23 protein-coding genes are annotated in these 25333 nt (G+C 64.1%); 9 read left to right on the top strand and 14 right to left on the bottom strand.

The genetic code is table 11. The features are described from left to right. Positions 1-24 precede the first annotated feature (24 nt). The 3 genes from ACQY80_RS11205 to mnmA form a co-directional block, all read right to left on the bottom strand. Complete coding sequence (locus ACQY80_RS11205) at positions 25-711, bottom strand: DsbA family oxidoreductase (RefSeq protein WP_428679398.1); 687 nt, start codon at positions 709-711, stop codon at positions 25-27. Positions 712-971: 260 nt separating this feature from the next. After that, positions 972-1394, bottom strand: a complete 423-nt coding sequence (locus ACQY80_RS11200) for a hypothetical protein (RefSeq protein WP_428679395.1) — start codon at positions 1392-1394, stop codon at positions 972-974. A 55-nt stretch (positions 1395-1449) separates the two neighbouring features. Further along, a complete protein-coding gene (gene mnmA / locus ACQY80_RS11195; RefSeq protein ID WP_428679392.1) occupies positions 1450-2586 on the bottom strand; it encodes a tRNA 2-thiouridine(34) synthase MnmA in 1137 nt (378 codons plus the stop codon). Between the two features lie 144 nt (positions 2587-2730). Between mnmA and ACQY80_RS11190 the strand changes: the two genes are divergently transcribed. Together ACQY80_RS11190 and ACQY80_RS11185 are read left to right on the top strand one after the other, a co-directional pair. After that, positions 2731-3114: a hypothetical protein gene (locus ACQY80_RS11190; protein WP_428679389.1), complete on the top strand. Its 384-nt coding sequence runs from the start codon at positions 2731-2733 to the stop codon at positions 3112-3114. Positions 3115-3116: 2 nt separating this feature from the next. Further along, positions 3117-3416 carry a DUF1153 domain-containing protein gene (locus ACQY80_RS11185; RefSeq protein ID WP_294034483.1) on the top strand — a complete coding sequence of 100 codons (300 nt, stop codon included), beginning with the start codon at positions 3117-3119 and terminating at the stop codon, positions 3414-3416. A gap of 176 nt (positions 3417-3592) precedes the next feature. Here the strand turns inward: ACQY80_RS11185 and katG are convergent, their stop codons facing one another. Next, a complete protein-coding gene (gene katG / locus ACQY80_RS11180) occupies positions 3593-5770 on the bottom strand; it encodes a catalase/peroxidase HPI (protein WP_428679387.1) in 2178 nt (725 codons plus the stop codon). Positions 5771-6126: 356 nt separating this feature from the next. On the opposite strand from katG, the gene ACQY80_RS11175 reads away from it, so the two are divergent. After that, entirely contained in the window at positions 6127-6282 is a 156-nt protein-coding gene (locus tag ACQY80_RS11175; protein WP_428679385.1) for a hypothetical protein, read from the top strand. A gap of 72 nt (positions 6283-6354) precedes the next feature. Here ACQY80_RS11175 and ACQY80_RS11170 read toward each other — a convergent pair whose 3' ends face one another. Both ACQY80_RS11170 and ACQY80_RS11165 read right to left on the bottom strand, forming a co-directional pair. Then, positions 6355-8853 (bottom strand): TonB-dependent receptor, encoded by a 2499-nt coding sequence (locus ACQY80_RS11170; protein ID WP_428679383.1) that lies wholly within the window; start codon positions 8851-8853, stop codon positions 6355-6357. 181 nt (positions 8854-9034) lie between these two features. Continuing rightward, positions 9035-9205 carry a YezD family protein gene (locus ACQY80_RS11165; RefSeq protein ID WP_428679381.1) on the bottom strand — a complete coding sequence of 57 codons (171 nt, stop codon included), beginning with the start codon at positions 9203-9205 and terminating at the stop codon, positions 9035-9037. Positions 9206-9394: 189 nt separating this feature from the next. Here ACQY80_RS11165 and ACQY80_RS11160 point away from each other — a divergent pair, with 189 nt between their 5' ends. The 5 genes from ACQY80_RS11160 to ACQY80_RS11140 all read left to right on the top strand — a co-directional run bounded on the left by ACQY80_RS11160 (position 9395) and on the right by ACQY80_RS11140 (position 15075). Next, positions 9395-10399, top strand: a complete 1005-nt coding sequence (locus tag ACQY80_RS11160; RefSeq protein ID WP_428679379.1) for an NAD(P)H-dependent flavin oxidoreductase — start codon at positions 9395-9397, stop codon at positions 10397-10399. Positions 10400-10432: 33 nt separating this feature from the next. After that, complete coding sequence (locus tag ACQY80_RS11155) at positions 10433-11146, top strand: hypothetical protein (protein WP_428679376.1); 714 nt, start codon at positions 10433-10435, stop codon at positions 11144-11146. 70 nt (positions 11147-11216) lie between these two features. Continuing rightward, positions 11217-13514 carry a phosphoenolpyruvate--protein phosphotransferase gene (gene ptsP, locus ACQY80_RS11150; protein WP_428679374.1) on the top strand — a complete coding sequence of 766 codons (2298 nt, stop codon included), beginning with the start codon at positions 11217-11219 and terminating at the stop codon, positions 13512-13514. 138 nt (positions 13515-13652) lie between these two features. Further along, positions 13653-14237, top strand: a complete 585-nt coding sequence (locus ACQY80_RS11145; protein ID WP_428679372.1) for a class I SAM-dependent methyltransferase — start codon at positions 13653-13655, stop codon at positions 14235-14237. Continuing rightward, the gene (locus tag ACQY80_RS11140) at positions 14230-15075 is read left to right on the top strand and encodes a hypothetical protein (protein ID WP_428679369.1); all 846 of its coding nucleotides are present in this window, start codon (positions 14230-14232) and stop codon (positions 15073-15075) included. The genes ACQY80_RS11145 and ACQY80_RS11140 overlap by 8 nt, the downstream gene beginning before the upstream one ends. 29 nt (positions 15076-15104) lie before the next feature. On the opposite strand, the gene ACQY80_RS11135 is transcribed toward ACQY80_RS11140, so the two are convergent. Beyond that, positions 15105-16781: an ArnT family glycosyltransferase gene (locus tag ACQY80_RS11135; protein WP_428679367.1), complete on the bottom strand. Its 1677-nt coding sequence runs from the start codon at positions 16779-16781 to the stop codon at positions 15105-15107. Continuing rightward, positions 16778-17779, bottom strand: a complete 1002-nt coding sequence (locus ACQY80_RS11130; protein WP_428679364.1) for a glycosyltransferase family 2 protein — start codon at positions 17777-17779, stop codon at positions 16778-16780. Before ACQY80_RS11130 ends, ACQY80_RS11135 begins: the two co-directional genes overlap by 4 nt. 208 nt (positions 17780-17987) lie before the next feature. Here ACQY80_RS11130 and ACQY80_RS11125 point away from each other — a divergent pair, with 208 nt between their 5' ends. Continuing rightward, on the top strand, positions 17988-18398 hold the full coding sequence (locus tag ACQY80_RS11125) for a GFA family protein (RefSeq protein WP_428679361.1): 411 nt from the start codon (positions 17988-17990) through the stop codon (positions 18396-18398). 173 nt (positions 18399-18571) lie between these two features. On the opposite strand, the gene ACQY80_RS11120 is transcribed toward ACQY80_RS11125, so the two are convergent. From ACQY80_RS11120 to ACQY80_RS11095, 6 genes are all read right to left on the bottom strand, one after another. Next, the gene (locus ACQY80_RS11120) at positions 18572-18928 is read right to left on the bottom strand and encodes an MmcQ/YjbR family DNA-binding protein (protein WP_428679358.1); all 357 of its coding nucleotides are present in this window, start codon (positions 18926-18928) and stop codon (positions 18572-18574) included. After that, positions 18928-20250: a replication-associated recombination protein A gene (locus tag ACQY80_RS11115; RefSeq protein WP_428679355.1), complete on the bottom strand. Its 1323-nt coding sequence runs from the start codon at positions 20248-20250 to the stop codon at positions 18928-18930. Before ACQY80_RS11115 ends, ACQY80_RS11120 begins: the two co-directional genes overlap by 1 nt. Then, positions 20250-21404 (bottom strand): glycosyltransferase family 4 protein, encoded by a 1155-nt coding sequence (locus ACQY80_RS11110; RefSeq protein WP_428679353.1) that lies wholly within the window; start codon positions 21402-21404, stop codon positions 20250-20252. The genes ACQY80_RS11115 and ACQY80_RS11110 overlap by 1 nt, the downstream gene beginning before the upstream one ends. 178 nt (positions 21405-21582) lie before the next feature. Next, complete coding sequence (locus ACQY80_RS11105; RefSeq protein WP_428685838.1) at positions 21583-22524, bottom strand: hemolysin family protein; 942 nt, start codon at positions 22522-22524, stop codon at positions 21583-21585. A gap of 18 nt (positions 22525-22542) precedes the next feature. Next, positions 22543-23049, bottom strand: a complete 507-nt coding sequence (ybeY, locus tag ACQY80_RS11100; protein ID WP_428679351.1) for an rRNA maturation RNase YbeY — start codon at positions 23047-23049, stop codon at positions 22543-22545. A gap of 141 nt (positions 23050-23190) precedes the next feature. Continuing rightward, on the bottom strand, positions 23191-25260 hold the full coding sequence (locus ACQY80_RS11095) for a transglycosylase domain-containing protein (RefSeq protein WP_428679348.1): 2070 nt from the start codon (positions 25258-25260) through the stop codon (positions 23191-23193). Positions 25261-25333 lie beyond the last annotated feature (73 nt).

Below are 25333 nucleotides of genomic sequence, written 5' to 3'. Positions count from 1 at the left end.
GCGCCATGATGCGCTGTCGTTCCGTCAGGCGGCGGCCGCGAGTATCTTTGCCTCGATCACCCGGATGAACACTTCGGGATCCTGCGCGCCCGGAATCAGCATCCGCCCGCCGAGGATAAATGCCGGCACGCCCGTCACATTCTGGTCGGCCCAATAGGCCTCCTCGACCCGCACCATCTCACCAAATTCTTCACCCGCCAGAATCGTAAAGGCCCGGTCGCGGTCGAGTCCGACCGATGCGGCGACATCGGCAAGCACGCCATGATCGCTGACGTCTCGATTATCGGTGAAGTGCGCGCGGAACAGCGCAAGTTTCAGCGCGGTTTGTACGCCCGTTGCCGCCTGCTGCTCGGGCTCCTCGAGCGCTCCGGCCCAGCTCAGCAACCGGTGCGCGTCGAAACTGTTGCGCATGCGGAAACCGGGTCCGCGATTGAAGGTAAAATCAAGGTCCGCCGCGACTCCCGACATCTTGCCGCTGTTCGCACGACTTTGTTCGGCCGTAATGCCATATTTGCGCATCACATGCGCGACGGCATCCTCGCCTTCGGGTGGCATGTCCGGATTGAGCTCGAACGGATGCCATTGCACGCGAAAGTCGAACCGACCCGCGAAATGATCCATGACCTTTTCGAATTTCAGCCAGCCGATGATGCACCAGGGACACATCACATCGGACACGATATCGACCGAAAGGCGGGGTAAAGCGGTCACGACATGTCTCCTGCCGGCCGGTCTCCCCGCGTCAGGACCGGTCGGTCTCGCGGCGATCCTTGCCTGAACGCCGGTCGCCCTTGCGACGCTCCGGCCCGTTATAATCGGGGTCGTCGGCTAAGCGCCTGTCATCCCCTCGCCTGTCGGCACCTCGCTTGTCGTCGGCTGCCATACGCTCCCCCTTCCACCACCAAAGGAAACAGAAGCGACCCGGCGCCAGTTACTCACAGAATGGTTAAAAAGACAAGCTGTCGACACTGTCAGTGCTGCGTATCGGCCGATTCCCCGGCCGCGGCGGACGCCGGTCGCGACAGCACCCACCAGCTGCCGAGCATCAGCCCGGTCGACAACGCCTCGATGATCATCGCCTGGATGATGCTGCCATCGACTATGTCACCGCTGGCGGCGCCGAACAGTCGGCCGGCCAGCGCAGTTCCGTATAGTGCGGCGGGGACGAACAAGGCACGCGTCCAGCCGGGCATGAGCGCCCCGATCGCTGCACTGGCGGATGATACAAGGAAGAAGGCCGACAAGTCGGCGCGCAAGGTGTTTACGGCCACACCCTCGACGACGATTTTGAACTGCTCATTATATGCCATCGGATCGAGGAAGCCGCTGCCGCCGATAATCAGGAACAGAAGCGCCCAAAGCAGGACGGCGCCGCGCAAGACCCAGTTGACCATTTCTCTTCTCCCTCTTTTGCCGGCCAAGCTGCGGCATCGTCGGGAAAAGCGCAATCTATTCCGCGGCGAACGTCTCTTCGATCCAGCCGCCGCCGAGCACGCGGCTTTCGTCCGCCGCATCATAGAGCACCGCCGCCTGCCCCGGCGCCACGCCATATTCGGGCGCTGCGAAGATCAACCGATCACCTGCGATCTTCGCCGGGACCGGCTTTGCCATGCTGCGCACCTTGGCGATCACTGCGCGCTCCTCGACCGCGCCGAGCCAGTTCGCTTCGCCGAGACGCGCCCCCGAAACCGCGAGCGCACGGCGCGGCCCGACGATGACCTGCTTCTTCTCCGCATCGAGCCGGACGACGTAAAGCGGCTCGGCCTGTCCGCCGATCTCGATTCCGCGCCGCTGGCCGACCGTATAATGAATAAGGCCGCGATGCGTGCCGAGGATGCTGCCGTCGACATGCACGATCTCCCCCTGATCGTCGGCGTCGGGGCGGAGCTTGCGGACGAGGGTCGCATAGTCGCCATCTGGAACGAAACAGATGTCCTGGCTGTCCGGCTTCCCTGCAACGCCGAGCCCAAGGTCGCGCGCGATCTCGCGCACGACGCTCTTCTCGAGCCCGCCGAGCGGGAAGCGGAGAAAGTCGAGCTGTTCCTGCGTCGTCGCGAACAGGAAATAGCTTTGGTCGCGCGCCGGATCGACCGCGCGGTGCAATTCGGCGCCACCCGGACCCATCACGCGGCGGACATAGTGCCCAGTCGCCAGACAGTCGGCGCCCAGATCCTTCGCGAGCTGGAACAGATCGGTGAACTTCACCCCCATGTTGCAGCGGACGCAAGGGATCGGCGTGCGGCCGTTCATGTATTCGTCGGCGAACTGGTCGATCACCGTGTCGCGAAAGCGACTTTCATGATCGTGGACATGATGCGCGAAGCCGAGCCGGTCGGCGACCGCCCGGGCATCGCGGATATCCTGCCCGGCGCAACAGGCACCAACGCGCTTCGCCTTGGCGCCATGATCATAGAGCTGCAGCGTCACACCGATGACCTCGGCACCCGACCGCGCGGCGAGCGCGGCAACGACGCTGGAGTCGACTCCACCCGACATGGCGACGACGACTCGCCGATCCTTCAGGGGTTCGGCAAGGTGGAAGTCGGCATCGATGGCGCCAGCAGGGGAAGAAATCGTCTCTATCATCGCTCGCGCCATCTAGGGATGTATCGCCCGAAATGCCAGCTTTTCCGCCAGCCCCGTCAAGATATTGACGCCGATTAAGCTTCGCTAACAGGTGATGAAATGGGCATTTACTGGACCTTAGCCCCTCCGCGTTAGACGGGTGGCATGAACGCTGCCCCGTCAAAATTTCCGCAGTTTGCCGATGCGACGCGCCTGTCCGGGCCGGACTTCGACATATTGCTGGCGGTTTCGCAGGCGCGCCAGGCGGCGCTGCCGACGGTACGGCTGCTGCGCGAGCGCGCGACTCGTGAACGCCATGCGGAGCGCGTTAACGCACTCAGCCATTTTCTCGCAGCCGCGCCCGCCGCGACGGAACAAACGGCGGCCCGGCCCGTTCGCTTCCTCGACCTGTCCGACGAAGCAAACGCCCTGACCGAAACTATGAACGGCCTGTTTACCAGAGGATTTCAGCCGATGTTGAACCCCTCGCATGTACCAGCTTGGTCGTCGGCCTCGCCGACCCCCCACGACGAAGACAATATGGAATGAACATGATCGAGAATCAGAAAATCCGGCCCGCTCAGGTCATCGGTCCGCTCGGCGAACCGCTGACGCTCGACTCGCTGCCGCCGCCGACAACGACCCGCTGGGTCGTCCGCCGCAAGGCAGAGGTCGTCGCCGCCGTCAATGGCGGTCTCCTGACCGTCGACGAGGTATGCGAACGCTATGGCCTGACGCTTGAGGAGTTCGCCGGCTGGCAGCGGTCGATCGACCGCAGCGGCATGCCGGGCCTGCGCGTCACCCGCATCCAGCATTATCGCGATCTCTACGAGCGCCAGCAGCGCTTCTGATCGCCGGATGCACCTTCGGGTCATGAAGAGGGCGCCTTCTGGCGCCCTCTTTTTTGTCTCAGTTCCAAAAAAGAACCCGCCCCCAGGCCCATGTCCCCGGGGGCGGATCCACGACCCGTCGTCTTGTCGGCGGCCGGTGCCCCGCGGCATGATGCGGGGACAGCGGCGCCGGAAGATCAGGCGAGGTCGAAACGGTCGGCGTTCATCACTTTGGTCCAGGCCTTGACGAAGTCCTTCACGAACTTCTCTTCATGGCCGTTCTCGGCATAGACTTCGGCCACGGCGCGCAGTTCGGCGTTCGATCCGAAGATCAGGTCGGCGCGCGTCGCGCGCCACGTCTCGCCGCCGCCCGCGCGGTCGGTCGCGACATATTCCTGATCGTCCGAACCATCGACGGCCTTCCACACATTGGTCATGTCGAGCAGGTTGACGAAATAGTCGTTCGTCAGCTGCCCCGACCGCTTGGTGAAATGGCCATGCCCACGCTCGCCATGATTGGCGCCGAGCACGCGCAGCCCGCCGATCAGCACCGTCATTTCGGGCACCGACAGGCCGAGCAGCGAGGCGCGGTCGAGCATCATTTCCTCGACCTTCACCGCGAGCTTCTTTTTGCCGACATAGTTGCGGAAGGCGTCGGCCTCGGGCTCCATCACCTCGAAGCTTTCGGCGTCGGTCTGCTCGGCGGTCGCATCGCCGCGGCCCCCGGTAAACGGCACGTTGGTGGCGCCCGCCTTCTCCAGCCCGACCACGCCGCCGAGGACGATGGCGTCGGCCAGCGACATAGAGCCGCGCAGGCCGTTCAGCGTATCGATCACCTTGGCGAGGGCGGCAGGCTCATTGACCTCCCAATCCTTCTGCGGCGCCAGCGCGACGCGTGCGCCATTGGCGCCGCCACGGAAATCCGACTTGCGGAAGGTGCTCGCCGACGCCCAGGCGGTCTTGATCAGCTGGCTGACGGTCAGACCGCTGTCCGCAATCTTCGCCTTCACCGCTGCCACTTCGGCGTCCGACGGAATGGTGCCGGCGGGAACCGGATCCTGCCAGATCAGGTCTTCGGCGGGAACTTCGGGGCCGAGGTAGCGGATCTTCGGTCCCATATCGCGGTGGCACAGCTTGAACCAGGCGCGCGCGAACGCGTCCTTGAACGCCTCATGGTCGTTGCGGAACTTTTCGCTGATCTTGCGGAATTCCGGATCGATCTTCAGCGCCATGTCGGCGGTGGTCATCATCGTCGGCACCTTCAGGTTCGGATTCCAGGCCGCGGGGGCCATATCCTCTTCCTTCTGGTTGATCGGCTGCCATTGCTGCGCACCGGCGGGCGAGTGGACGAGCTCATATTCATAATCGAGCAGCAGGCGGAAATAATTCTCGCTCCACTCGGTCGGGGTGTTCACCCACGCCCCTTCGATGCCGCTGGTCACGGCATGTTCGCCGATGCCGCCGCTCTCGTGGCTGCTGACCCAGCCGAAGCCCTGCGCCGCCAGATCGCCGCCCGACGGCGCGGCGCCGAGCAACGACGCGTCGCCATTGCCATGCGCCTTGCCAAAGGTGTGACCGCCAGCGGTCAGCGCGACGGTTTCTTCATGGTTCATCGCCATGCGGTGGAAGGTTTCCTTGATGTCGCGCGCCGACAGCAAGGGATCTGGATTGCCGCCCGGCCCTTCCGGATTGACGTAGATCAGGCCCATCTGGATCGCGGCCAGCGGCCCTTCGATCGCCTCAAATCCGTTATCTGGATCAATGCGCGTCTGCACGCCCTCGTTGACCCACTTATCCTCACTGCCCCAGTAAATGTCGCGCTCGGGTTCGAACACGTCGGCGCGGCCGCCGCCGAAGCCGAACACCGGCCCGCCCATGCTTTCGATCGCGACATTGCCGGTCAGGATGAACAGGTCGGCCCAGCTGATCTTGTTGCCATATTTCTGCTTGATCGGCCAAAGCAGGCGCCGCGCCTTATCCAGGTTGCCATTGTCGGGCCAGCTGTCGAGCGGCGCGAAGCGCTGCTGCCCGCTGTTGGCGCCGCCGCGCCCGTCGGCGGTGCGATAGGTGCCCGCGGCGTGCCACGCCATGCGGATAAAGAAGGGACCATAATGTCCGTAATCTGCCGGCCACCACGGCTGACTGTCGGTCATCAGCGCGGTCAGGTCATCCTTCAGCGCCTGATAGTCGAGCGACTTGAACGCCGCGGCATAATCGAAATCGTCGCCCAGCGGATTCGAGGAACCATTGGGAGTCAGGATTTCGGTCGCCAGCATGTCGGGCCACCAATCCTTGTTGGTGCGGCCAAGCAGGGCGCGGACGCCGCCAGGCTGATGAACCGGGCAGCCGCTGCCGATGGGGGTCTGGTCGTTCATGCAGTCTCTCCTTTTTATGTTTGTTATGCGATGGTGATGCAGCGGGATGACGAGCGCGTGACGAAGCCGCGACAATGTGTCCGCTGAAGACGGTCGGCGCGGGCGGGCGTCGAGTCGATGGCGTCATCCTTTCGTTCTAACCGGGGCAGGTTACGCCGCACCTCTCAATCGACCTAAACGAATAAGCTGAATTCAGTCATCGAACGAACCGATCAAGGACAGGCCGGGTTGCAACGGCGACGAGCCGCCCGTCCCGACTTCACCACGCCCCGGCGAAGCGGCGCAACATACTGATCTGGCAAGGGTTGCTGAAGAGTCGCGACATGATGGCATGACGCGACAAAAGGAGACGGAAAGTGGCTAACACCCCCGACCAACATAACCAGAAGCCCCCCCAGGTTGAGCGCGACGAGGAACAACGCCGCCAGCAGCAACAGCAGGACGGCAACGACCGCCAGCAGGGCGGCCAGCGTTCCGATCAGGACCGCGACAAGAACCCGCAGCAGCGCTGACGCACAGGCTACATGAGAAAGGGCCGCCCCCTCGCGGGAGCGGCCCTTTTCCTTTGAGCGGCGTCGATACCTTTAGAAGCTGACCTTGATCGTCCCGCCCCAGGTCCGGGGATCGCCCGGCTGGCCGGCGATGAGGCCGACGTTGCCCGGTGCGACCTGAAGGGTCTCGATATAGTTCACGTCAAAGGCGTTGCGGACCCAGCCGAAGATGTCGAGGCCATCGGCGCGGAAACCGACGCGGAAGTTGGTCAGAGCATAGCCCTTGACGTCGGTATAGATCGACGGCGACGCGTTCGAATTCCAGTGCGACCGGTAATTGCCGTCGACGCCGAAATAGACTTGCCCGTCCTTTGACAGCAAGGTGACCGGAATATTGGTCTCCGCGCCATAGGAGAAGGCATATTTCGATACGCCGGGAAGATTGAAGCCGGAGACGTCGACGAAGGGAGGGCTTACGGCGCCGGGTGTCGCTGGCGCCCCGATCGTGCCCGTGTAGGTGCACGGGCCCGTCACGACGATTCCGGTGCTCGAACCGCCGCTCAATTCCGGTGGCGGCGGCGCATTGCAGAATTTGACATACTCGGCGTCGGTATAGGCGCCATTGAGATAGGCGGTGAACCGATCGGACGGACGGATCTTGAAGTCCGCCTCGATCCCTTGCGATCGAACCTTATCGGCGTTGGCGAGATAGCCGCGCACGGTTCCGAACTGGCCACCGTTAACGGTCACCTGGAAATTCTTGATGTCGGTGCGATAGATGGAAAGGTTGAATGTTGCGAGGCGGTTCAGGAATTGGGTTTTAAGCCCGAATTCGTAATGATTGACCGACTCGGGCTCCACCGTGCTGGCGCTGAGGACGGGCTGATTGTTCGTATCGAGCGGCAGGCCGTTCTGATTGATGCCGACCGTCTTGAAGCTTTTGGCGTAGGTCGCATAGGCTAGGATGTCGGGCGCGATCTTGTAGTTGATGTTCAGATCGTAGCTGAAGTTCCAGTCGCTGACCGAAGGCTGTGTCAGCTGCGGCTGATAGACCCCGCACTGCGCCGTCAGCACGGCGTTGCCAGCCGTCGCGGAGGGCGCGCAGCTAGCGATCACCTGCCCTGCGCCCGTGGTCACCACGCGCTGGTAAAAACCCTCCTTTTTGTCATAATTGATGCGGATGCCCGGCTGAATAGTCAGTTCGGGCGTCAGCTTGTAGCTGAGCTGGCCATACAGGGCGGCGCTGTCCGACTTCAAGAACTGCGTATTGTTCGCGGTCAGGCCGTTCAGCACCTCGGGCCGGTTGTAGACATTATTGGGATCGTTCGACGGCGCGAGGCTGTAGCGCGTGGCGTCGATACCCTGCCGTTCCAGACCTTGCGTGTCGATCCGCTGTTTGAAACCGAACAGGCCGACGACGAAATCGAGCTTGTCGCCTTCGTAATTATAGCGGAATTCTTGGCTGTACTGGTCCTGCTGCGACGGGTTGTTCGACGCGGATACGACCGAGGCGCCGGTAAAGTCGCGGTCGTTTTGCGGCTTCCAATCCCAGAAGCGCCAAGCGGTGATCGACGTGAAGGTGCCCGGGCCGACGTCCCACTTCACCCGCAGCGAAGCGCCCCCGATGATGTTGCCAGCCTGAAGCGGGGCATCGATGTCGGTCAGCCGATCATACACGTTCCGGCTCGGCACGATATAGTTGTAGTTCGGGTTGGCGGCCTGCAAGCGCGCAATGATCGCGTCATATTGACGCGTCAGCGCGCGCTGTGTCCTGCCGACGCGGACGAAGGCGGTGCCGCAGCATTCGGGATCCTGCTTGCTGTAGTCGCCCGACAGCGTGATCGACAGGTCATCGTTCGGCTGGAACAGCAACTGCCCGCGCAGGCCCAGATTGTCCTGCTCGTTGATCCAGCGATCGGTCCGCACGTTGAACAGCGTGCCGCGGCGGCTGGTCGTGGCGATCGCTATGCGCGCGGCGATTTTGTCGGTCAGCGGCCCCGAGACCGCAGCCTTGGCCTGCCGGAAATTGAGATTGCCGACGGTCACTTCGGCACGCCCCTCGAAATCGAAGGTCGGCTGGTTCGTCGTGATGTTGATCGCGCCGGCCGTGGTATTCTTGCCATAGAGCGTGCCCTGCGGGCCGCGAAGAACCTCGACCTGATCGACGTCGAGAAAGTCGAAGGTCGCCGCGGCGACGCGCGAATTGTAAACGTCGTCGACATAGATGCCGACGCCCTGCTCGAAGCCGTCGCTGGTCAGGCCATAAGGCACGCCGAGACCGCGGATATTGACCGAAGTGTTGCGCGGGTTGGTGGTGTAAACCTGCAATGTCGGCGCCAGCTGCTGAAGTTTCACGACGTTGAAGTTGCCGGTGGCCTCGATCGAATCGCCCCGAATGACCGAGATCGCAACCGGCACTTCCTGTGCGGTTTCCTGACGGCGACGCGCAGTAACAATGATCACGTCGCCGCGGCTGACCTCGTCGTCAGCCTGCGCAGCTGCGGTGGCCGCGGTCGCGGCGGCCGACACGGCGACGGTCGCCGTGCCATTCTCCGATGTATTTGCGGACGCCTCTGCCGCAGCAGCCGGCATGGCCCCCAGCGCGAGCAGAAGCGAAAGTGTTAGGGATGACGCCCCCAAACGATGGCGAGTGGAAGGATATTTTGCGGTCATGACAATTTCCCTGTTGCTTTGATGATGCACGAAAATTGCCACATCCGGCGGTCCGGTCTGCGGCAGATATGGGGACGATCCCCGTCGGGAGCTGGTGAAATCAGTTAGGGTAGCGATGCCGTTCGGTCACATCGACCTGCACGAGCCGCCCTTCATGGACGGTCAGCTGGATCGCGCCGAACTTCAGCTTTTCCAGTGCATCGAGCACGGTCTGGACAGCACGCGGCGTTTCCACGCCCTGATCCTTCGGCTGTAGTTTCGGAGTGCTCATTATCTGCCTTTCCCGTTTTGAGTCGGGCAGACTAGTATCCCAAGTGTTTTGGTAGACAATCCCTAAATTTGCTTTCTGCGCCCAAAGGTGAAGTTGCCGCGCCGAACGGATTCAGGGCTGCGGCCAGCCGATGCGCTTCGTCGCCGAAGTGATTGCGCCAGCGCGCCAAGGCTGGCAAAGGCGCAGCCAATGAGCAAAATTAACGATCTGATGGCACGCGGAACCGAGCTTCTCGGCAGCGACCACGCCATTCTCTGCGGCGCGATGAGCTGGGTCTCGGAGCGCAATCTGGTGAGTGCGATCAGCAACGCCGGCGGCTTCGGCGTGATCGCGTGCGGCGCAATGACGCCCGAGTTGCTCGATGCCGAGATTGCGGCGACCAAATCGCTCGCAACGCGCAATTTCGGGGTCAACCTGATCACCATGCACCCGCAGCTGTTCGACCTGATCGACGTCTGCGCGAAGCACAAGATCGGCCATGTTGTCCTTGCCGGCGGACTACCACCGAAAGGCAGCCTCGAGGCGATCAAGGCATCGGGCGCCAAGGTCATCTGCTTTGCCCCCACCCTTGCCCTCGCCAAGAAGCTGGTGCGCTCGGGCGTCGATGCGCTGGTGATCGAGGGCATGGAGGCTGGCGGTCACATCGGCCCGGTGTCGACCAGCGTACTGGCACAGGAGATCCTGCCGACGCTCGCAAATGAGGTCCCGATCTTCGTTGCCGGCGGCATCGGCCGCGGCGAGGCCATTGCCGGCTATCTGGAAATGGGCGCCTCGGGCGTCCAGCTCGGCACGCGCTTTGTTTGCGCGACCGAAAGCATCGCGCACCCCAATTTCAAGAAGGCTTTCATTCGCGCCTCCGCACGCGACGCCGTCGCAAGCGTTCAGATCGACCCGCGCCTGCCCGTGATCCCGGTTCGTGCCATCAAGAACAACAGCACCGAGGCCTTTACGGCAAAGCAGCGCGAAGTCGCGAACCTGCTGGACGAAGGCTCGGTCGACATGATGGAAGCGCAGCTTCAGATCGAACATTATTGGGCGGGTGCATTGCGCCGCGCAGTGATCGACGGCGACGTCGACGGCGGTTCGTTAATGGCAGGGCAATCTGTCGGTATGGTAACGTCTGAAGAGAGCGTCGCCGATATCATCGCAACTTTGGTGCAACAGGCCGACGATGCGTTGCGCGCTCGGGGTTGATGCCGCATGGCTATGCGGTTGGGGAGAGATTTCATGAATTTGTCGCGCAAGATCATCATCGCCGGGCTGCTCGCGAGCGTGGCCGCCTGCGCTCCGAAACCGGTCGCGCCCCCTCCCCCGCCGCCCAAGCCGGTAGCGATCATCATCCCGCCGCGCCCGTTGCCGCCGGGGAATGCGTCGTTGACCCAGATACTTCCCGGCCGTGGAGTCGACGGCCGCTTCGTTACCGCGAACAGCGGCGTGACGGGCGACAAGGCCTTCTGGCAACTCAAGATCGCGCTCAATGTCGCCGCAATCGGCTGCCGCGGCACCGAGGAAGCCACGCTCGTCTCGGCCTATAACGGGATCATCAAGGCGCACGCGAAAGCGATCAAGTCGACTGAAAAGACTGTAATCGCCGACCTGGGCAAAGCCAACAAGACGAACGGGATCAAGGAACGCGACCGGCTTTCGACCCAACTGTTCAACTATTTCGCGCAGCCGCCGGCGCAGCGGGCTTTCTGCGCGCGCGCCAACGAAGTCGCGCAGCTCGTTTCGTCGACTCCGACGGCACAGGTCATCGAGCAGTCGCCCGCGCAGCTTGCCCGGCTCGACCAACCCTTCCTCGATTTCTATGAGGCCTATGCCCAGTATCAGATCGATGTGGCGGCATGGGACTCCAAATATGCGCCGCCGCCGGCGATTATGACCGCGCCGGCAGCGCCGACAACCGCGTCGACCCCGCCGGGCTCCAGCCCGCAAGGCTGATCGAGTCCGACAGGAAATTTAGCGCGCGCCCTTGGCGGCGGCCCCCGGCATCTGTTAGCACGGGTGGGACATGACCAATGCCCCACCCCCGCCGACAACCGCAGCGCAGTCCGCGCGCACGATCCTGACCCGGCTGCACGAGGTAATGGCGGCGCGCACCAACGCGCAAAGCAAGCTTAATCAAGTTGTCGGGATCATCGGCGAATGCCTCGATAGCGAGGTCTGTTCGATCTATCTGCTGCGCGACGGCGCGCTCGAACTCTATGCGACGCGCGGCCTGAAGCAGGAAGCCGTGCACGTAACCCGTCTTGGCCTTGGCGAGGGTCTGGTCGGTACGATCGCCGAGCAGATCGAGACGCTGAACCTCGACGAAGCCGCCGCCCACCCCGACTTTTCGTACCGCCCCGAAACGGGCGAGGAATTGTTCCACAGCTTCGCCGGCGTCCCGATTATCCGCCGCGAACAGGCGGTCGGCGTGCTCTGCGTCCAGCATGCCGATCCGCGTCGCTATGAAGAGATCGAGATCGAGACACTGCAAACCGTGGCGATGGTGCTGTCGGAACTGATCTCCAACGCCGACCTTGTGGACACGACCGCGCGGATCGATGCCGCCGCGGCCGACCAGTCGGCACAGCGGCTGACGGGGCAGAAGCTGGTCGACGGCATGGGCGCCGGCATCGCCGTCTGGCACCAGCCGCGTATCACTATCGAGCATACGGTCGCCGACGACACCGAAGCCGAGCGGCACCGCGTCTATGCCGCGTTCGACAAGATGCGCGAGCAGATCGACCGGATGACCAGCCAGGCCGAATTCGGCATCGGCGGCGAACAGGAAGAGGTGCTCGAGACCTACAAGATGTTCGCTTATGACGAGGGCTGGTCGCGCCGGATCAACGAGGCGATCGACAGCGGCCTGACTGCCGAAGCGGCGATCGAACGCGTCCAGCAGCGCACCCGGATGCGGATGCGCCAGATCGACGATCCCTTGCTGCGCGACCGGATGCACGATCTGGAAGATCTGTCGAACCGGTTGATCCGCATCGTATCGGGGCAAATGGGCACCGCCGCGCAGATGGGCCTGCGCCAGGATTCGATCCTGATCGCGCGCAACCTCGGCCCCGCCGAACTGCTCGAATATGATCGCCGACGCCTGAAGGGCGTTGTGCTGGAAGAAGGGTCGCTGACCGCGCACGTCATCATTGTCGCGCGCGCCATGGGTGTACCGGTAATCGGCCGCGTCCGCGACGTCCGCACCTCGATCCGCGAAGGCGACCTGCTGCTGCTCGACGCGGCGGCCGGGACGGTACAGGTCCGTCCGACGCAGGCGGTACAGGATGCGTTCGACGCCAAGCTGGAAGTTTCGCAGAAGCGCCGCGCCAATCTGGCGGCCTTGCGCGACCTGCCCGCCGTCACCAAGGACGGCATCCCGATCGAGTTGATGATCAACGCCGGGCTGCGCGAGGACATCGCCGCGCTCGATCTGACCGGCGCGCGCGGCATCGGGCTGTTCCGGACCGAATTCCAGTTCCTCGTGTCGGCAACGCTGCCGCAGCGCGAGCGGCAGCAGCGCCTCTATCGCGACGTGCTCGACGCAGCCGGCGACCGGCCTGTCATCTTCCGCACCGTGGACATCGGCGGCGACAAGGCGCTGCCCTATATGAACGTGGACGACAGCGCGCAGGAGGAAAATCCTGCGATGGGCTGGCGCGCGCTACGCCTCGCGCTTGACCGCGAAGGCCTGCTGAAGGTGCAGGCGCGCGCGCTGATGGAAGCGGCGGCCGGCCGCACGCTCAACGTGATGTTCCCCATGGTCTCGGAGCCGTGGGAGTATGAGGCGGCGCGCGACCTGTTCGTCAAGCAGCGCGCCTGGCTCGCGAGCCATAACAAGAAGCTGCCTGTCGCGATCCGCTACGGCGCGATGCTCGAAGTGCCAGGGCTGGTCGAAACGCTCGACCTTATGCTGCCGCACCTCGATTTCCTGTCGATCGGCACCAATGACCTGACGCAGTTCCTGTTCGCCGCCGACCGCGCGCATCCGCGGCTCGCCGAACGCTATGACTGGCTGTCGCCGACCGTGATGCGCTATCTTGCGCGCGTGGTGAAGTTGGTGTCGGGGACCAAGGTCGCCTTGGGCGTCTGCGGCGAGATGGGTGGTCGGCCGCTGGAAGCGATGGCGCTGCTCGGCCTTGGCATCGAGCGCCTGTCGATCACGCCGGCTGGCGTCGGCCCGGTCAAGGCGATGATCCGCTCGCTCGACCTAAATGCGCTTCGTGCCGACATGCCCGCGATCCTCGCGCAGCCGACCGCGAACCCGCGCGGGCAATATCGCGACTGGGCGACGAGCCATGGCGTCGATCTGGGCGACTAATCCGCGCTCCATTAACCTTTCAAAAGGGGTTTTTTGGTTAATATAGTCTTGTCGCCATTCTGGTGGCGGGAGGTTTCTATGCAATTGGTCAAGCGGTCCTACGCCGGGTTCATGCACGCTATTGCGGGCCTTGGTCCCATGGAAAGGCTGACCGCCGACGCCCGCGAGAGCGATGCCTATGGCTGGCGCCGCTGGGCCGCCTCGTTGCTCGCCATCCATGATATCGAACGCATGATCGCGCTTGGCCTGCCGTGGTGGAACGTCGCCGCGACCCGCGACGCCGATACCTATCTTCGCGCCCATCCCGACGCCCGCGTCTTCGAATATGGCGCCGGCGCAAGCACTGTCTGGCTGGCGCGCCGTGCGGCGAGCGTGGTGTCGGTCGAACATCATGCCGAATGGCACCGCCTGCTGACGACGAAGGTCGCTGCGTTCGGCAATATCCGCCTGCTCCACCGCGAGCTTGAGGGCGACGCCTATATCGGCGCGATCGCCGAGGCCGAAGGCCCGTTCGACCTGATCGTGGTCGATGGACGCCGCCGCACCGACTGTCTCGCCCGCGCGCTTCCGCATCTGAAGCCCGGCGGCCTGATCCTGTTCGACGACAGCGGTCGCCGCCGCTATCGCGCCGCGATCGAGGGTTGCGGCCTGAACGAAACCCGTTATTTCGGCCGCTCCTATTGCGTGCCCTATCCGGATCACACCAGCATCCTGCATGGCTGACGCCGCCTCCGCGCCTCGCAAGACCGCTGCCGCCCGCCTCCTCAAATGGGGCGGCGCTGCTGCGCTGGGGGGGAGCCTGATCTTCATCGGCGAGCGACTGTGGGGGCTCGACTGGTCGACGCTGCAGCCGCATCTGTCGGTAGGTCTCGTCGGCGGGATCGCCGTCGGCACCCTGCTCTTCGCCGCCGCCGACCGCGCGCTGGCGCACGGGTGGACCGCGCTGGCCGATCTCGACCGCACGTTTCCACCGTCCGACATGCGGCGCATCTATGCCCGCGGGGTGCTGCTGAAATATCTTCCCGGCTCGATATTCCAATATGTCAGCCGGCAGGTCGAGGGATCGAAGAGCGGAATCGAGCACAAGACGCTCGCCAAGTCGGCCGTCGTCGAGGTTGGCCTTCATCTGGTGAGCAGCATGTCGGTCGCCGCCGCCTGTCTGACCTTCGACCGTTCGCCCGTTGCCGCAATTGGCGCTGCGACCCTCGTCGTCGGCACCTCTCTCGTCATGCGGCGGCCCTTGCTGACCGCCCTCGCCTTTCAGATTTTGGCGTTCGGCGCCTTCGCGGCGGCCGCAGCGCTTGTCGGCAGCGCGGTGCTGCCGGCGGGCGCAAGCCTTGCGCAATTTGCCGCGCTGTTCCTGCTCGCTTGGCTCGCCGGTTTTATCGTGCCGGTGGCGCCGGGAGGACTCGGCGTTCGCGAGGCCGCGCTGCTGGCCTTGGCCGGCGGCGGCGTGCCCGCCGCCGGGCTGATGGCGGCAACGCTGGCGCTGCGGGTGTCGTCGATCGCCGGCGACCTTGTCTACGGACTCGCCACATTGCAACGCCGACGCCGCAACTGATCCGGCCGCCAGGTGCCGGGACTAAACACCTAGAACGGCATGAACAGCGCCCCCCCCGCATCAGGCTGCGCCGGCACCTTGATATCCTTGCCCCAGATCAAACGCGCCCCCTTATCGCCCGCCGTCGAGGCCCGATAAGCACCGCGATCGAGATAGACGAACTGGCCGGGTGCTACCGAGCGGCCGCCGATCACGACACTCGTACCGCGCACGGTGTAAGAACCCGGAACGCGAATCTGGAAACGATAGTCGTTCGACCGGGCGGGAATGTCTTCGCCGGCGATCCAGAACGGCCCCCACAGATGCACAAAGGTGTCGCGGATCGCAGCTAGATCCCCAGGGAGGAAGGCGGGGACGGGTTCTTTTCCGTTCAAGGCATCCTCGAACATATAATCGTCGTTCACGATCAGGGGCACTGGCCTGGACGCCATAACCTCCTCAAGACTCGGGAAGCCGCCGAGAAGATACTGGTCGATTCCCCACGGCGTCATGAACACATTCGCCTTGGGAAAGCGCCCCAACATCGCGCAGCTATCGAAATAGGCGACCCCTTGCGGGAACATCGTATCGGCGACGCGCAGCATTTGCCGCTGGCGTTCGATCGGGTTGGGCGGTTCATTGTAAAAAACAAGCCCGCCACCCAGCAGCAACAGCGCGGCGACCGCCATGGCGCTATAACGTTCCACCAGCCACGCAAGCACCACGCCACAGGCGACCGTGACCGGCGGCAGCATGTAGACGTAAAAATAGGGCGCGGTGTTGTGATAGAAAAACAGCGTCAGGATTGGCAGGTAGAATCCGGTAAGCGCCAGCTTTTCGGGCTTCGACAGCGCCGTGCTCCAGACCACGACCGGAAACGCCAATATGACCAGTGCGAGAACCGGCGACAGTTGCACCGCTTTCACCATCGACCACCAATAGGTCACATAGCCGAAGTGAAACATCTTGCCGCCCGCACGCGAGACGACCTTCATCGCCTCGACGTCGCTGTTTCCGGCAAGGGTGCTGGCATGAGCCAGATAGATCAGCGCGAAAGAACCGAGCGCAGCAACACCAACCGCCACAAGTTGAAACACCAGACGCCGCTTGTCTCGGGCCTCGGACCAGAGGAGCCACGCGATGCCGAGAAATACCGGCGCATAAAGGATAGTCTTGATCGTCAACATTGCCGACAGGCCCGCGAGCAGGCCGATCACCAAGATCGCGCCGGCGCTCAGCCGGAACCGGAGCAGGATCCACGCTGCCGTCATCAGCAGCGCCGCCGCCGGTGCGTCGAAGCGAAACGAGGTTCCATGCTGAAGCACATATCCTGCGGTAAGATAGATGAGCGCACAGGCGGCGGCAGGCACACGTGCGACAAAACGCGACGCCGCGCCGAAGATGGCTGCGGCGACGACGATTTCGCAAAGAAACATGAAAAGCCGGATCACGACAATATGGTCGACCCCGACGCCTGGAAGATCGACCACCCAGACGAACGCACGCGTGTAGAGCGTCTGCAGCGGTTCGGTCAGCGTGTTTTGCGCGAGCTTTTGCACCTGGCTGTAATGATAGAACTCGTCCCAGTTAATCGCCCGGGTCAACGCAAGACACAGATGCCCCGCCAGCACGACGACGATTCCTGCCAACGGCCAGAACAGGGAATTGGCGGTCGGCAGGCGTCGCCGGCGGACCTCAGCGGCTGTGCTGACAGCGGACGCGGTCACGCCGCGCCTTTTCGCTGATTCGCGATGACAGGCTCCTCCGGCTCAGCAGTTTGCGGCAGCCGGGCCTCGATATGCCGCAGCCGCGTCAGGCTGGACTCGATCAGCTTGCGGTTTGTCGCCATCAGGTCGGCGAGCACGCCGAAGACCGCGACCAGCGCACCGAGCATCAGCAGCACGCCGCCGATGACGAGCGACTGGATATGTCCGTCGCCGCCGCCATTCACCCAGAACCACAAGAAACGCAGCACGGGCACGACGCCGAAGAACGCGATCACAAGACCAAACCCGACGAAGGCGCGAAGGGGATTATAGGTCGTATAGGCGCGCGCCATCGTGATGCCGGTGTTGACGATGAAACGCGGGATCGACTTGAACAATCGCGACGGACGCAGCGTTGCGTTGGTGCGGATCGGCACGCTGAGAATGGCGAAGCGCTTGCGTCCCGCCTGAATCAGCATGTCGGTGGTATAGCTGAACTCGGTCGTGATGTTGAGCCGCTGCGCAGCCTCGCGGCTGATCGCGCGGAAACCGCTGACCGCGTCCGATACATGCACATTGGCAAGGCGCTGAACGATCGCGCTGCCGAGCCGCTGAAGCAGCCGCTTCACCGGACCGAAATGCGCGTTGTCGCCGACGCCGCGGTCGCCGATCACAATATCGGCACGACCCTCGAGCACCGGACGGACGATCGTTTCAATGTCTTCGCCTGCATATTGGCCATCGGCGTCAGTGTTGACGATGATGTCGGCCCCGGCGCGCAGCGCGGCATCGACCCCCGACTGGAACGCGGCGGCGAGCCCGCGGTTGGTGCGGTGGCGCACGACATGATGCACGCCCCACATGCGCGCGACCTGCGCAGTGTTATCGGTGCTGCCGTCGTCGATCACGAGGATTTCGATCGTGTCGATCCCCTCGATCCGCCGGGGCAGCGCCGCCAGCGTGTTCGGCAGGTCTTCCGCCTCGTTAAGACAGGGAATCTGGATGATCAGCTTGGTCATGCGGCCACTCGCCCCGTCAAAAAGAGACGAGGCCGCGAACCGGAATGCGGCGCGATGAAGCGCGGATGATGCATGAAAATTCCCCAGATCTTCGGTCATGAAGACCTTAGGGCAGCGTGGTTAACAGCCCGCTAACGCGCCACCGTTTGCCGCGCTGGACTCATATTATGTTTATGTTATGTTCCCATCACAAGTAGAGGAGGATGCGATGACCGAGACCCGCGCCAGCGGCCAATGCCATTGCGGAGCGATCCGCTATTCGATGCCGACGACCGTCGAGCATCACGCGCTGTGCCATTGTCAGGACTGCCGCCGCCATGCCGGCGCGCCAATGGTCGGCTGGGCGATGGCGAAGGCGGATGATGTCGAGATTAGCGGCACGCCCAAAATTTACGCCTCGTCCGAACATGGTCGTCGCCATTTCTGTGAGGCGTGCGGCACCGGCCTCTTCTATACGAACGATATGATCTTTCCCGGCCTGATCGACGTCCAGTCGGGCACGCTCGACGACCCCGACCTGATCCCTGCCGGCGCGCAGATCCAGACTGCCGAGCGCATCGGCTGGATGGAAAAGCTGGACGAAATGCCGACGTTCAATCGTTATCCGGGGGTCGAGTGAAATAGGCCGAAATCTCTGTGATCCCCGGCGAAGGCCGGGGTCCAGATTGCATTCGCGCCAATGAACCCCGGTTTTCGCCGGGGATCACGTGACTAAAGCCCCTTGTCGTCGGCCGCGACGATGGCGGCGACGAGCTTCGCGATATCGAGCCGTTGCTTATCGTCGTCATAATGTCAGGGCCGCTCGCCGAACGCCGTGCGCTGCGCCTTTTTGGCGCGATCCCACCAGGCGCGGCGAATGACGTTGGCGATCCGTTCGGGGTCGTTTGCGCCGAAGCGGACGAGAAGGCCGGGCCAGCCTTCATAATGCGGGGTCTGCCAGAAGGTGTCGGGATCGGTTTCAAGCAGAACCTCCTCTTCCTCGTGCGGGCACATGATGTGGAAGCTGCCCGGCTCGCGCCCCGGCGATACGAACGCCTTGCCGTTCACCTTCGGACAGGGCGTGCCATATAAGGGCGCCATGTCGACATCGGGAAGACCGCACGCAAAGGCGACGACATCGTCCCAGCTGTCGAAGCGCGGCGATGCCATTACCCGCCCCTCACCTCGCGGCGGCGTTCGTCCCACCACGCCATGCGCTCGGCGATCCGCTTCTCGAATCCGCGATCGACGGGGCGATAAAGCTCTGCGGGCGTCATCTCGTCGGGCCAGTAATTGTCGCCCGAGAAGCCTTCGGGCGCGTCATGGTCGTAGCTGTAGCCCGCCCCATAGCCCAGATCCTTCATCAGCTTGGTCGGCGCGTTGAGAATGTTCGCGGGCGGCGCGAGGCTGCCCGTGTCGCGCGCGGCAGCCCACGCCGCCTTCTGCGCCATGTAGGCGGCGTTCGATTTGGGCGCAGTTGCGCAATAGAGGCACGCCTGGACGATCGCGAGTTCACCCTCCGGCGAGCCGAGGAACTGATAGGCATCCTTCGCAGCGAGGCATTGCACCAGCGCCTGCGGGTCGGCGAGTCCGATGTCCTCGCTGGCGAAACGCGTGATGCGGCGGAGAACGTAGAGCGGCTCTTCCCCCGCGACGAGCATCCGCGCCAGCCAGTAAAGCGACGCCTGCGGGTCCGACCCGCGCAGTGCCTTGTGGAGCGCCGAGATCAGATTGTAATGGCCGTCGCGATCCTTGTCATAGACTGGCATCCGGCGGTGCAGGAAGGCGGCAAGCTCGCCCGGATCGAGCGGCTGTTCGATCGTCACCGAAAACAGCGTCTCGATCTGATTGAGCAGGAAGCGTCCGTCGCCGTCGGCGCTGGAAATCAGCGCAGCGCGCGCCTCGTCGGTGACGGGCAGCGGCTTACCCGTCTCGTCTTCGGCGCGGGCGACCAGCGTCCCCAGCGCGGCCTCGTCGAGGCGGTTCAGGACGAGCACCTGTGCCCGGCTCAAAAGTGCAGCGTTGAGCGCAAAGCTGGGGTTCTCGGTCGTCGCGCCGACCAGCACGACGGTGCCGCGCTCGACATAAGGCAGGAAACCGTCCTGCTGGGCGCGATTGAAGCGATGAATCTCGTCCACGAAGAGCAGGGTGCGCTTGCCCGCCGCCGCCATCTTTTCGGCATCGGCAAAGGCGGTGCGAAGATCGGCGACGCCCGAAAAGACCGCCGACAGCGGCGCAAAGCGCATGCCCACCGCCTCGGCGAGCAGGCGGGCGATCGTCGTCTTGCCGGTGCCCGGCGGGCCCCAGAGGATGATCGACGACAATTGCCCCGCCGCGACCATGCGGCCGATCGCGCCATCGGGGCCGGTCAGATGCTCCTGCCCGACAACCTCCGCCAATAGTTTCGGGCGTAGCCGTTCGGCGAGAGGAATCGGGCCCGCGGCGCTTGCAGCCTGCGCAGGCGCATCGCCTCCGAACAGGTCCGCCGCCATTATCCGCGCCGCTGTTTCTGGCGGATCAGCCGCAGATAGGTGTCGGCGACCGACTGGTTGATCGCGTCCCACTGATAGGCGCCGCTCTCCTCGCGTGCTGCCGCGCCATGCGCGGCGCGCAGCCCGGCGTCGCGGCAATAGCGTTCGAGATCGTCGGCGAAGAGCGTGATCGCGCCGGGCGAGACGAGATAGCCGGTCTGCCCATGTTTGACGATGCTGGCGCTGCCGGTGGCCCGCGCCGCGACGACGGGCAGGCCGCACGCCATGGCTTCGAGCGTGACGTTGCCGAAGGTTTCGGTCACCGACGGATTGAAGAACATGTCGCACGACGCCAGCGCGCGAGCGAGATTCTCGCCGCCCTGAAAGCCGACGAACTTCGCGTCGGGCAGGCGCGATTCGAACCAGTCGCCCGCCGGCCCCTCGCCGATGACCACGACCTGATGCGGCACCTTGCGGCGTTGAAGCTGGTCGATCGTGTCGGCGAAAACGTCGAGCCCTTTTTCCATCACGAGGCGGCCGAGGAAGGCGATTACCGGAACATCGTCGGCGATGCCCCAGCTGCGCCGCCAGCTCATGTCGCGGCGGGAGGGACTGAAGATGTCGCGCTCGACCCCGCGGGTCCAGATGCCGATGTCATAGTTCATCCGCTGCTGGCGCAGCACCTGCGCGAAGCTTTCGGACGGCGCGATCAGCGCGTCGCACTTGCGATAGAGCTTCCGCAGCCAGGCAACGACAATCGGTTCGAGGAACGACAGATTATAATAGCGGAAATAGGTCTCGAAGCGTGTGTGGACCGAGCAGGCGACCGGAAGCTTGCGTCGCCGGGCCCACGCCGCCGCCTGTCGCGACACGCGGTCGGGACTGGAGATGTGGAGGATGTTCGGCGCGAATTTCGCGATATCCTCGCGGACCCGCGAAGAGAAATGGAGCGGGATGCGGTATTCGGGGCGATTGGGGATCGCCATCGACGGCACGCTGACAAGGTCGCCGGTCGGCTCGAAATCGGGGTTGGCGACTGTCGGCGAGTAGACGCGCACCGCGGCACCCTGCACGATCAGATAGCCGACGAGCCGGTTGAGCGCCTTGTTCGCGCCGTCGGTCGTCATGTTATAGTTGCCGCTGAACAGCGCGATGCGAAGATCCGAAACTTCCATCCGCCCTCCGCTAGTCCCTTGCCCCGCCAAAGGCAATCGGTGCACGCTGGACCTTATTCATAGTCGTCATTGCGAGCGAAGCGAAGCAATCTCCAGCTATCAGCCTTGCTTGAGGCTGAGGCCGCTAGCTGGAGATTGCTTCGTCGCCTTCGGCTCCTCGTAATGACGGGGTTTCCGATCAGAAGTCGTCGGGCTTGTCCAGCGGGGCTTCAGGGTCGATTGCGACCGGCGGATGCAGACGCAGACGGTGGACGCGCCTCTCGTCCGCCTCGGTCACCTCGATCCGCCAGCCGCTTTGATGCTGGAGGATTTCGCCGACCTCGGGCACATGGCCTGCAAGCACGGCAGCAAGGCCGCCCAGCGTATCGACATCTTCGTCGACCTCGCCGAGGCGGGGGTCGATCGCCTCGCCGATGTCGTCGAGTTCGGCGCGCGCGTCGGCATCCCAGCAGCCGTTTTCGCCGGGCTCGAACAGCGCGGTCGGCTCGTCGTCATGCTCGTCCTCGACCTCGCCGACGATTTCCTCGACCAGATCCTCGAAGGTCACGAGGCCTTCGGTGCCCGAATATTCGTCGATCACGATCGCGAGATGCGTACGCTTCGCGCGCATTTCGGCGAGCAGGTCGAGCACATCCATCGACTGCGGCACATAAAGCGGCTGGCGGATCAGGTCGATCAACGGCGGCGGCGCGGTCTTGGCCGCAAGCACTGCGAACACATCCTTCACGTGGATCATGCCGACGACCTCGTCGAGCGTCTCGCGATAGACCGGCAGGCGGCTGTGCCCGGCGTCGGCGAAGAGCGCGACGACCTGGTCGAAGCTGGCGCTTTCGGGGATTGCGATGATCTCGCCGCGCGGGACCGCGACGTCGTCGACGGTCTGCTCGCCAAAGTGAAGAAGGTTGCGCACCATCTTGCGCTCGATCAGCGAGAGGTCGCCGACCGCGCTGCTGCCACGCCGGTCCTGTCCCTCTTCCTCGGCCTCATCGATGACGTCTTCGATCTGTTCGCGCAGCGACGGTTCCTTGTCACCGCCGAACAGCAATGTCTTCAATCCGGCCAGCAGGCCGGATCTACTGTCCTCTTCCGATCGGTTCGAAGATCCCTGATCGTCGGGCATGTGCGTCATTTTCCCCTGTTAGTCCTGATCCGCATATGGATTGGCGATGCCCAGCGATGCAAGCGCTTTCACTTCGAGCGCCTCCATCGCGGTCGCGCTGGCGTCGTCCATATGGTCGTAGCCGACGAGGTGCAGCGTTCCGTGGACGATCAGATGCGTCGCATGATCGGGGATCGAAACCCCCTTCTCCGCCGCCTCGCGTGCACAGGTTTCGCGCGCAAGGACAATATCGCCGAGCAGGATTTCACCGTCGTCGCTGTTGCTGAGCGTATCGAGCAGGTCGGCCTGAACCTGCGGAAAGGACAGGACATTGGTCGGCTTGTCCTTGCCGCGAAAATCGCGGTTGAGCGTGTGAACCTCTGCATCGTCGGTCAGGCGCACGGCGATCTCGACCAGCGGCGCGGCGTCGGCGAGCCCGGCCCAGGGCGTCAGCGCGAGCGCCGCAGCAGCGGCCTCCGCCGCGCGCGCTTCCCAGTCGAGCGCGTCGGGCCAGGGGCTGGCTTCATGGGTTTCGACGCTCAGCATGAAAAAGAGACACTCCGAAAAAGGGCCGAAAACTGGGCAACTTCACTCGCAATTCGCATTGGTCCGATGCGAACCCGGCAAGCTGAATGATGACGGACGGTATCGCCGCTCGCCGAAGTAGGACAGCGAAATTTCGCGTATCTATCGCTGCGCGGGGGCTGGCGGAGACTGCGCCGGTGGCGCGGTCGGCGGCCGGTCGCCGATCGGCAGCCTGAGGTCGATTTTCGTCCCGCCGATCTCGGTGGTGATGACCGCATTGCCGTCCTTCACCCCGACGCTGGTCTTGTCGGCGATCGGAACCTCCGGGATGTCGGGAATGTCGAGCGGCTGGACCGGGCCGGCGGGGTCGGCGGGGCGCGGCGCCTTTTTGACCGGGGTGGCGGCGCGGCCGCTCGCCTGCATCATGAAATCGCGCCAGATGCGCGCCGGAATGCCGCCGCCGGCGGCGCCATGAAGCGGCGTGTTATCGTCGTTGCCGATCCAGATGCCGACGACGAGCCCGTTCGCATAGCCGACGAACAGCGCATCGCGGCTGTCCTGCGTGGTCCCGGTCTTGCCGAAATTGGCCTGCGGCAAGCGCGCCGCGCGGCCGGTGCCGCGATTGACCGCGGCCCGCAGCATCTGTTCGATATCGTCGTGGACGCGGGTCGAGAAATGATCGGGGCCCCACACCCAGCGTTCGAGCCAGCCCGGCTCCTCTTCGGCAAAGGCGTGCGGCACGACCGGATAGCTGTTCGCCGCGACCGCGGCATAGGCGGCGGTGAGTTCGAGCAGGGTCATGGTGGAGGTGCCGAGCGCGAGGCTGGGATCGCCCTTCGCGAGCGGCGAGGTCACGCCAAGGTCGCGCGCCATGCGGATCACCTTGTCGTCGCCGACCTCGCGGAACAGGCGCACGGCGGCGACATTGCTGGAGGTCGCGAAGGCATTTTCGAGCGTGATCGTGTCCGAATAGACACCGCCGCTGTTCTTCGGCTGATAGGCCCCGGTGTCGATCGCGCGGTTGTCGATCAGGTCATCGGGATTTTTGCCGTCAGCGAGGGCGGCGAGATAGACGAACAGCTTGAAGGTCGAACCCGGCTGGCGCCGCGCCTGCGTGACGCGGTTGAAGGGCGAGGCGGCATAGTCGCGGCCGCCGACCATCGCGACGACCTCACCATTGGGGCGCATCGCGACGAGCGCGACCTGCGCCTTGCCGAGTTCGCCGCGCGCGGTGACACGGCGCGCGATCCCCTGAAGCCGCGCGTCGAGCGTGGTGCGGATCGTCTGGCGCGAATAGCCGACATCGCTGAGCTGCCGCGCCTCGGGCAGCGCCCAGTCGGCGAAATAGGTGCCCGTGGGCAGCGTGTTGCGCGTGCGGACGTCGATGCGCGGGGTGCGGATGCCCTTGGCCTCCGCCGCGGTCAGATAGCCGGTGTCCGCCATCGCGGCGACGACCAGCTTCATCCGCTTGGCCGCGAGATCGGGGTTTTTGGTCGGCGCGAGGCGCGAGGGCGCCTGCACCAGCCCCGCGAGCATCGCCGCCTGTGCCGGGGTCAGCTTTTCGGGCTGGCGCGAGAAATAATGGAGCGACGCGGCGCGCAATCCATAGGTGTTGTCACCGAAATAGGCGTTGGAGAGGTAGCGTTCGAGGATCTCGTCCTTGCTCAGCCAGGCTTCGAGCCAGAAGGCGATCAGCGCCTCGCGCGCCTTTCGCCCGAGGGTGCGCTTCGGGGTCAGGAAGGTGAATTTCGCAAGCTGCTGCGTGATCGTGCTGCCGCCCTGCGTCCGTCCGCCGGTGAGGTTCGACCAGACCGCGCGGCCGACGCTGCGCGGATCGACGCCCCAGTGATTATAGAAGCGGCGATCCTCGATCGCGATGAAGGCGCCGCTGACATGCTTCGGCAATTTCGCGACATCAATCGGCGCGTCGACGATCGCCCCCATCCGCGCAATCGGGGTGCCGTCGGAAGCCAGCAGCGTGATTTCGGGCGGCGCGATCGGCTGCAGCGATTTCGACAGCGGCGCGGTGAGTGCAAGCCAGCCGATCAGCAGGATCATGACCAACGCGAAGATCGCGAAGCCGCGCGAGATACGGCGCGTCCATTTGCGGATCCGGCTTTCGGGCACAGGCGGCGGGGCGGCCGGCGCGAAGGCGTCGGGGTACGGACCGCCCGGCAGTTCGGGCGACGGGGCCGGAGGCGGTGCCTTCTTGGATTTCAGGAAATCGAACATGCTCGAATTTCCGTATTACATACGCAACACAGCGTTGGCAAATGGGTTTGATGATGGCAGTTTTGGGGTGGTT

The sequence above is a fragment of the Sphingopyxis sp. genome (assembly GCF_965279755.1).
Taxonomy (GTDB): Bacteria; Pseudomonadota; Alphaproteobacteria; order Sphingomonadales; family Sphingomonadaceae; genus Sphingopyxis.
This window is presented reverse-complemented; position numbering and strand designations above follow the sequence as displayed.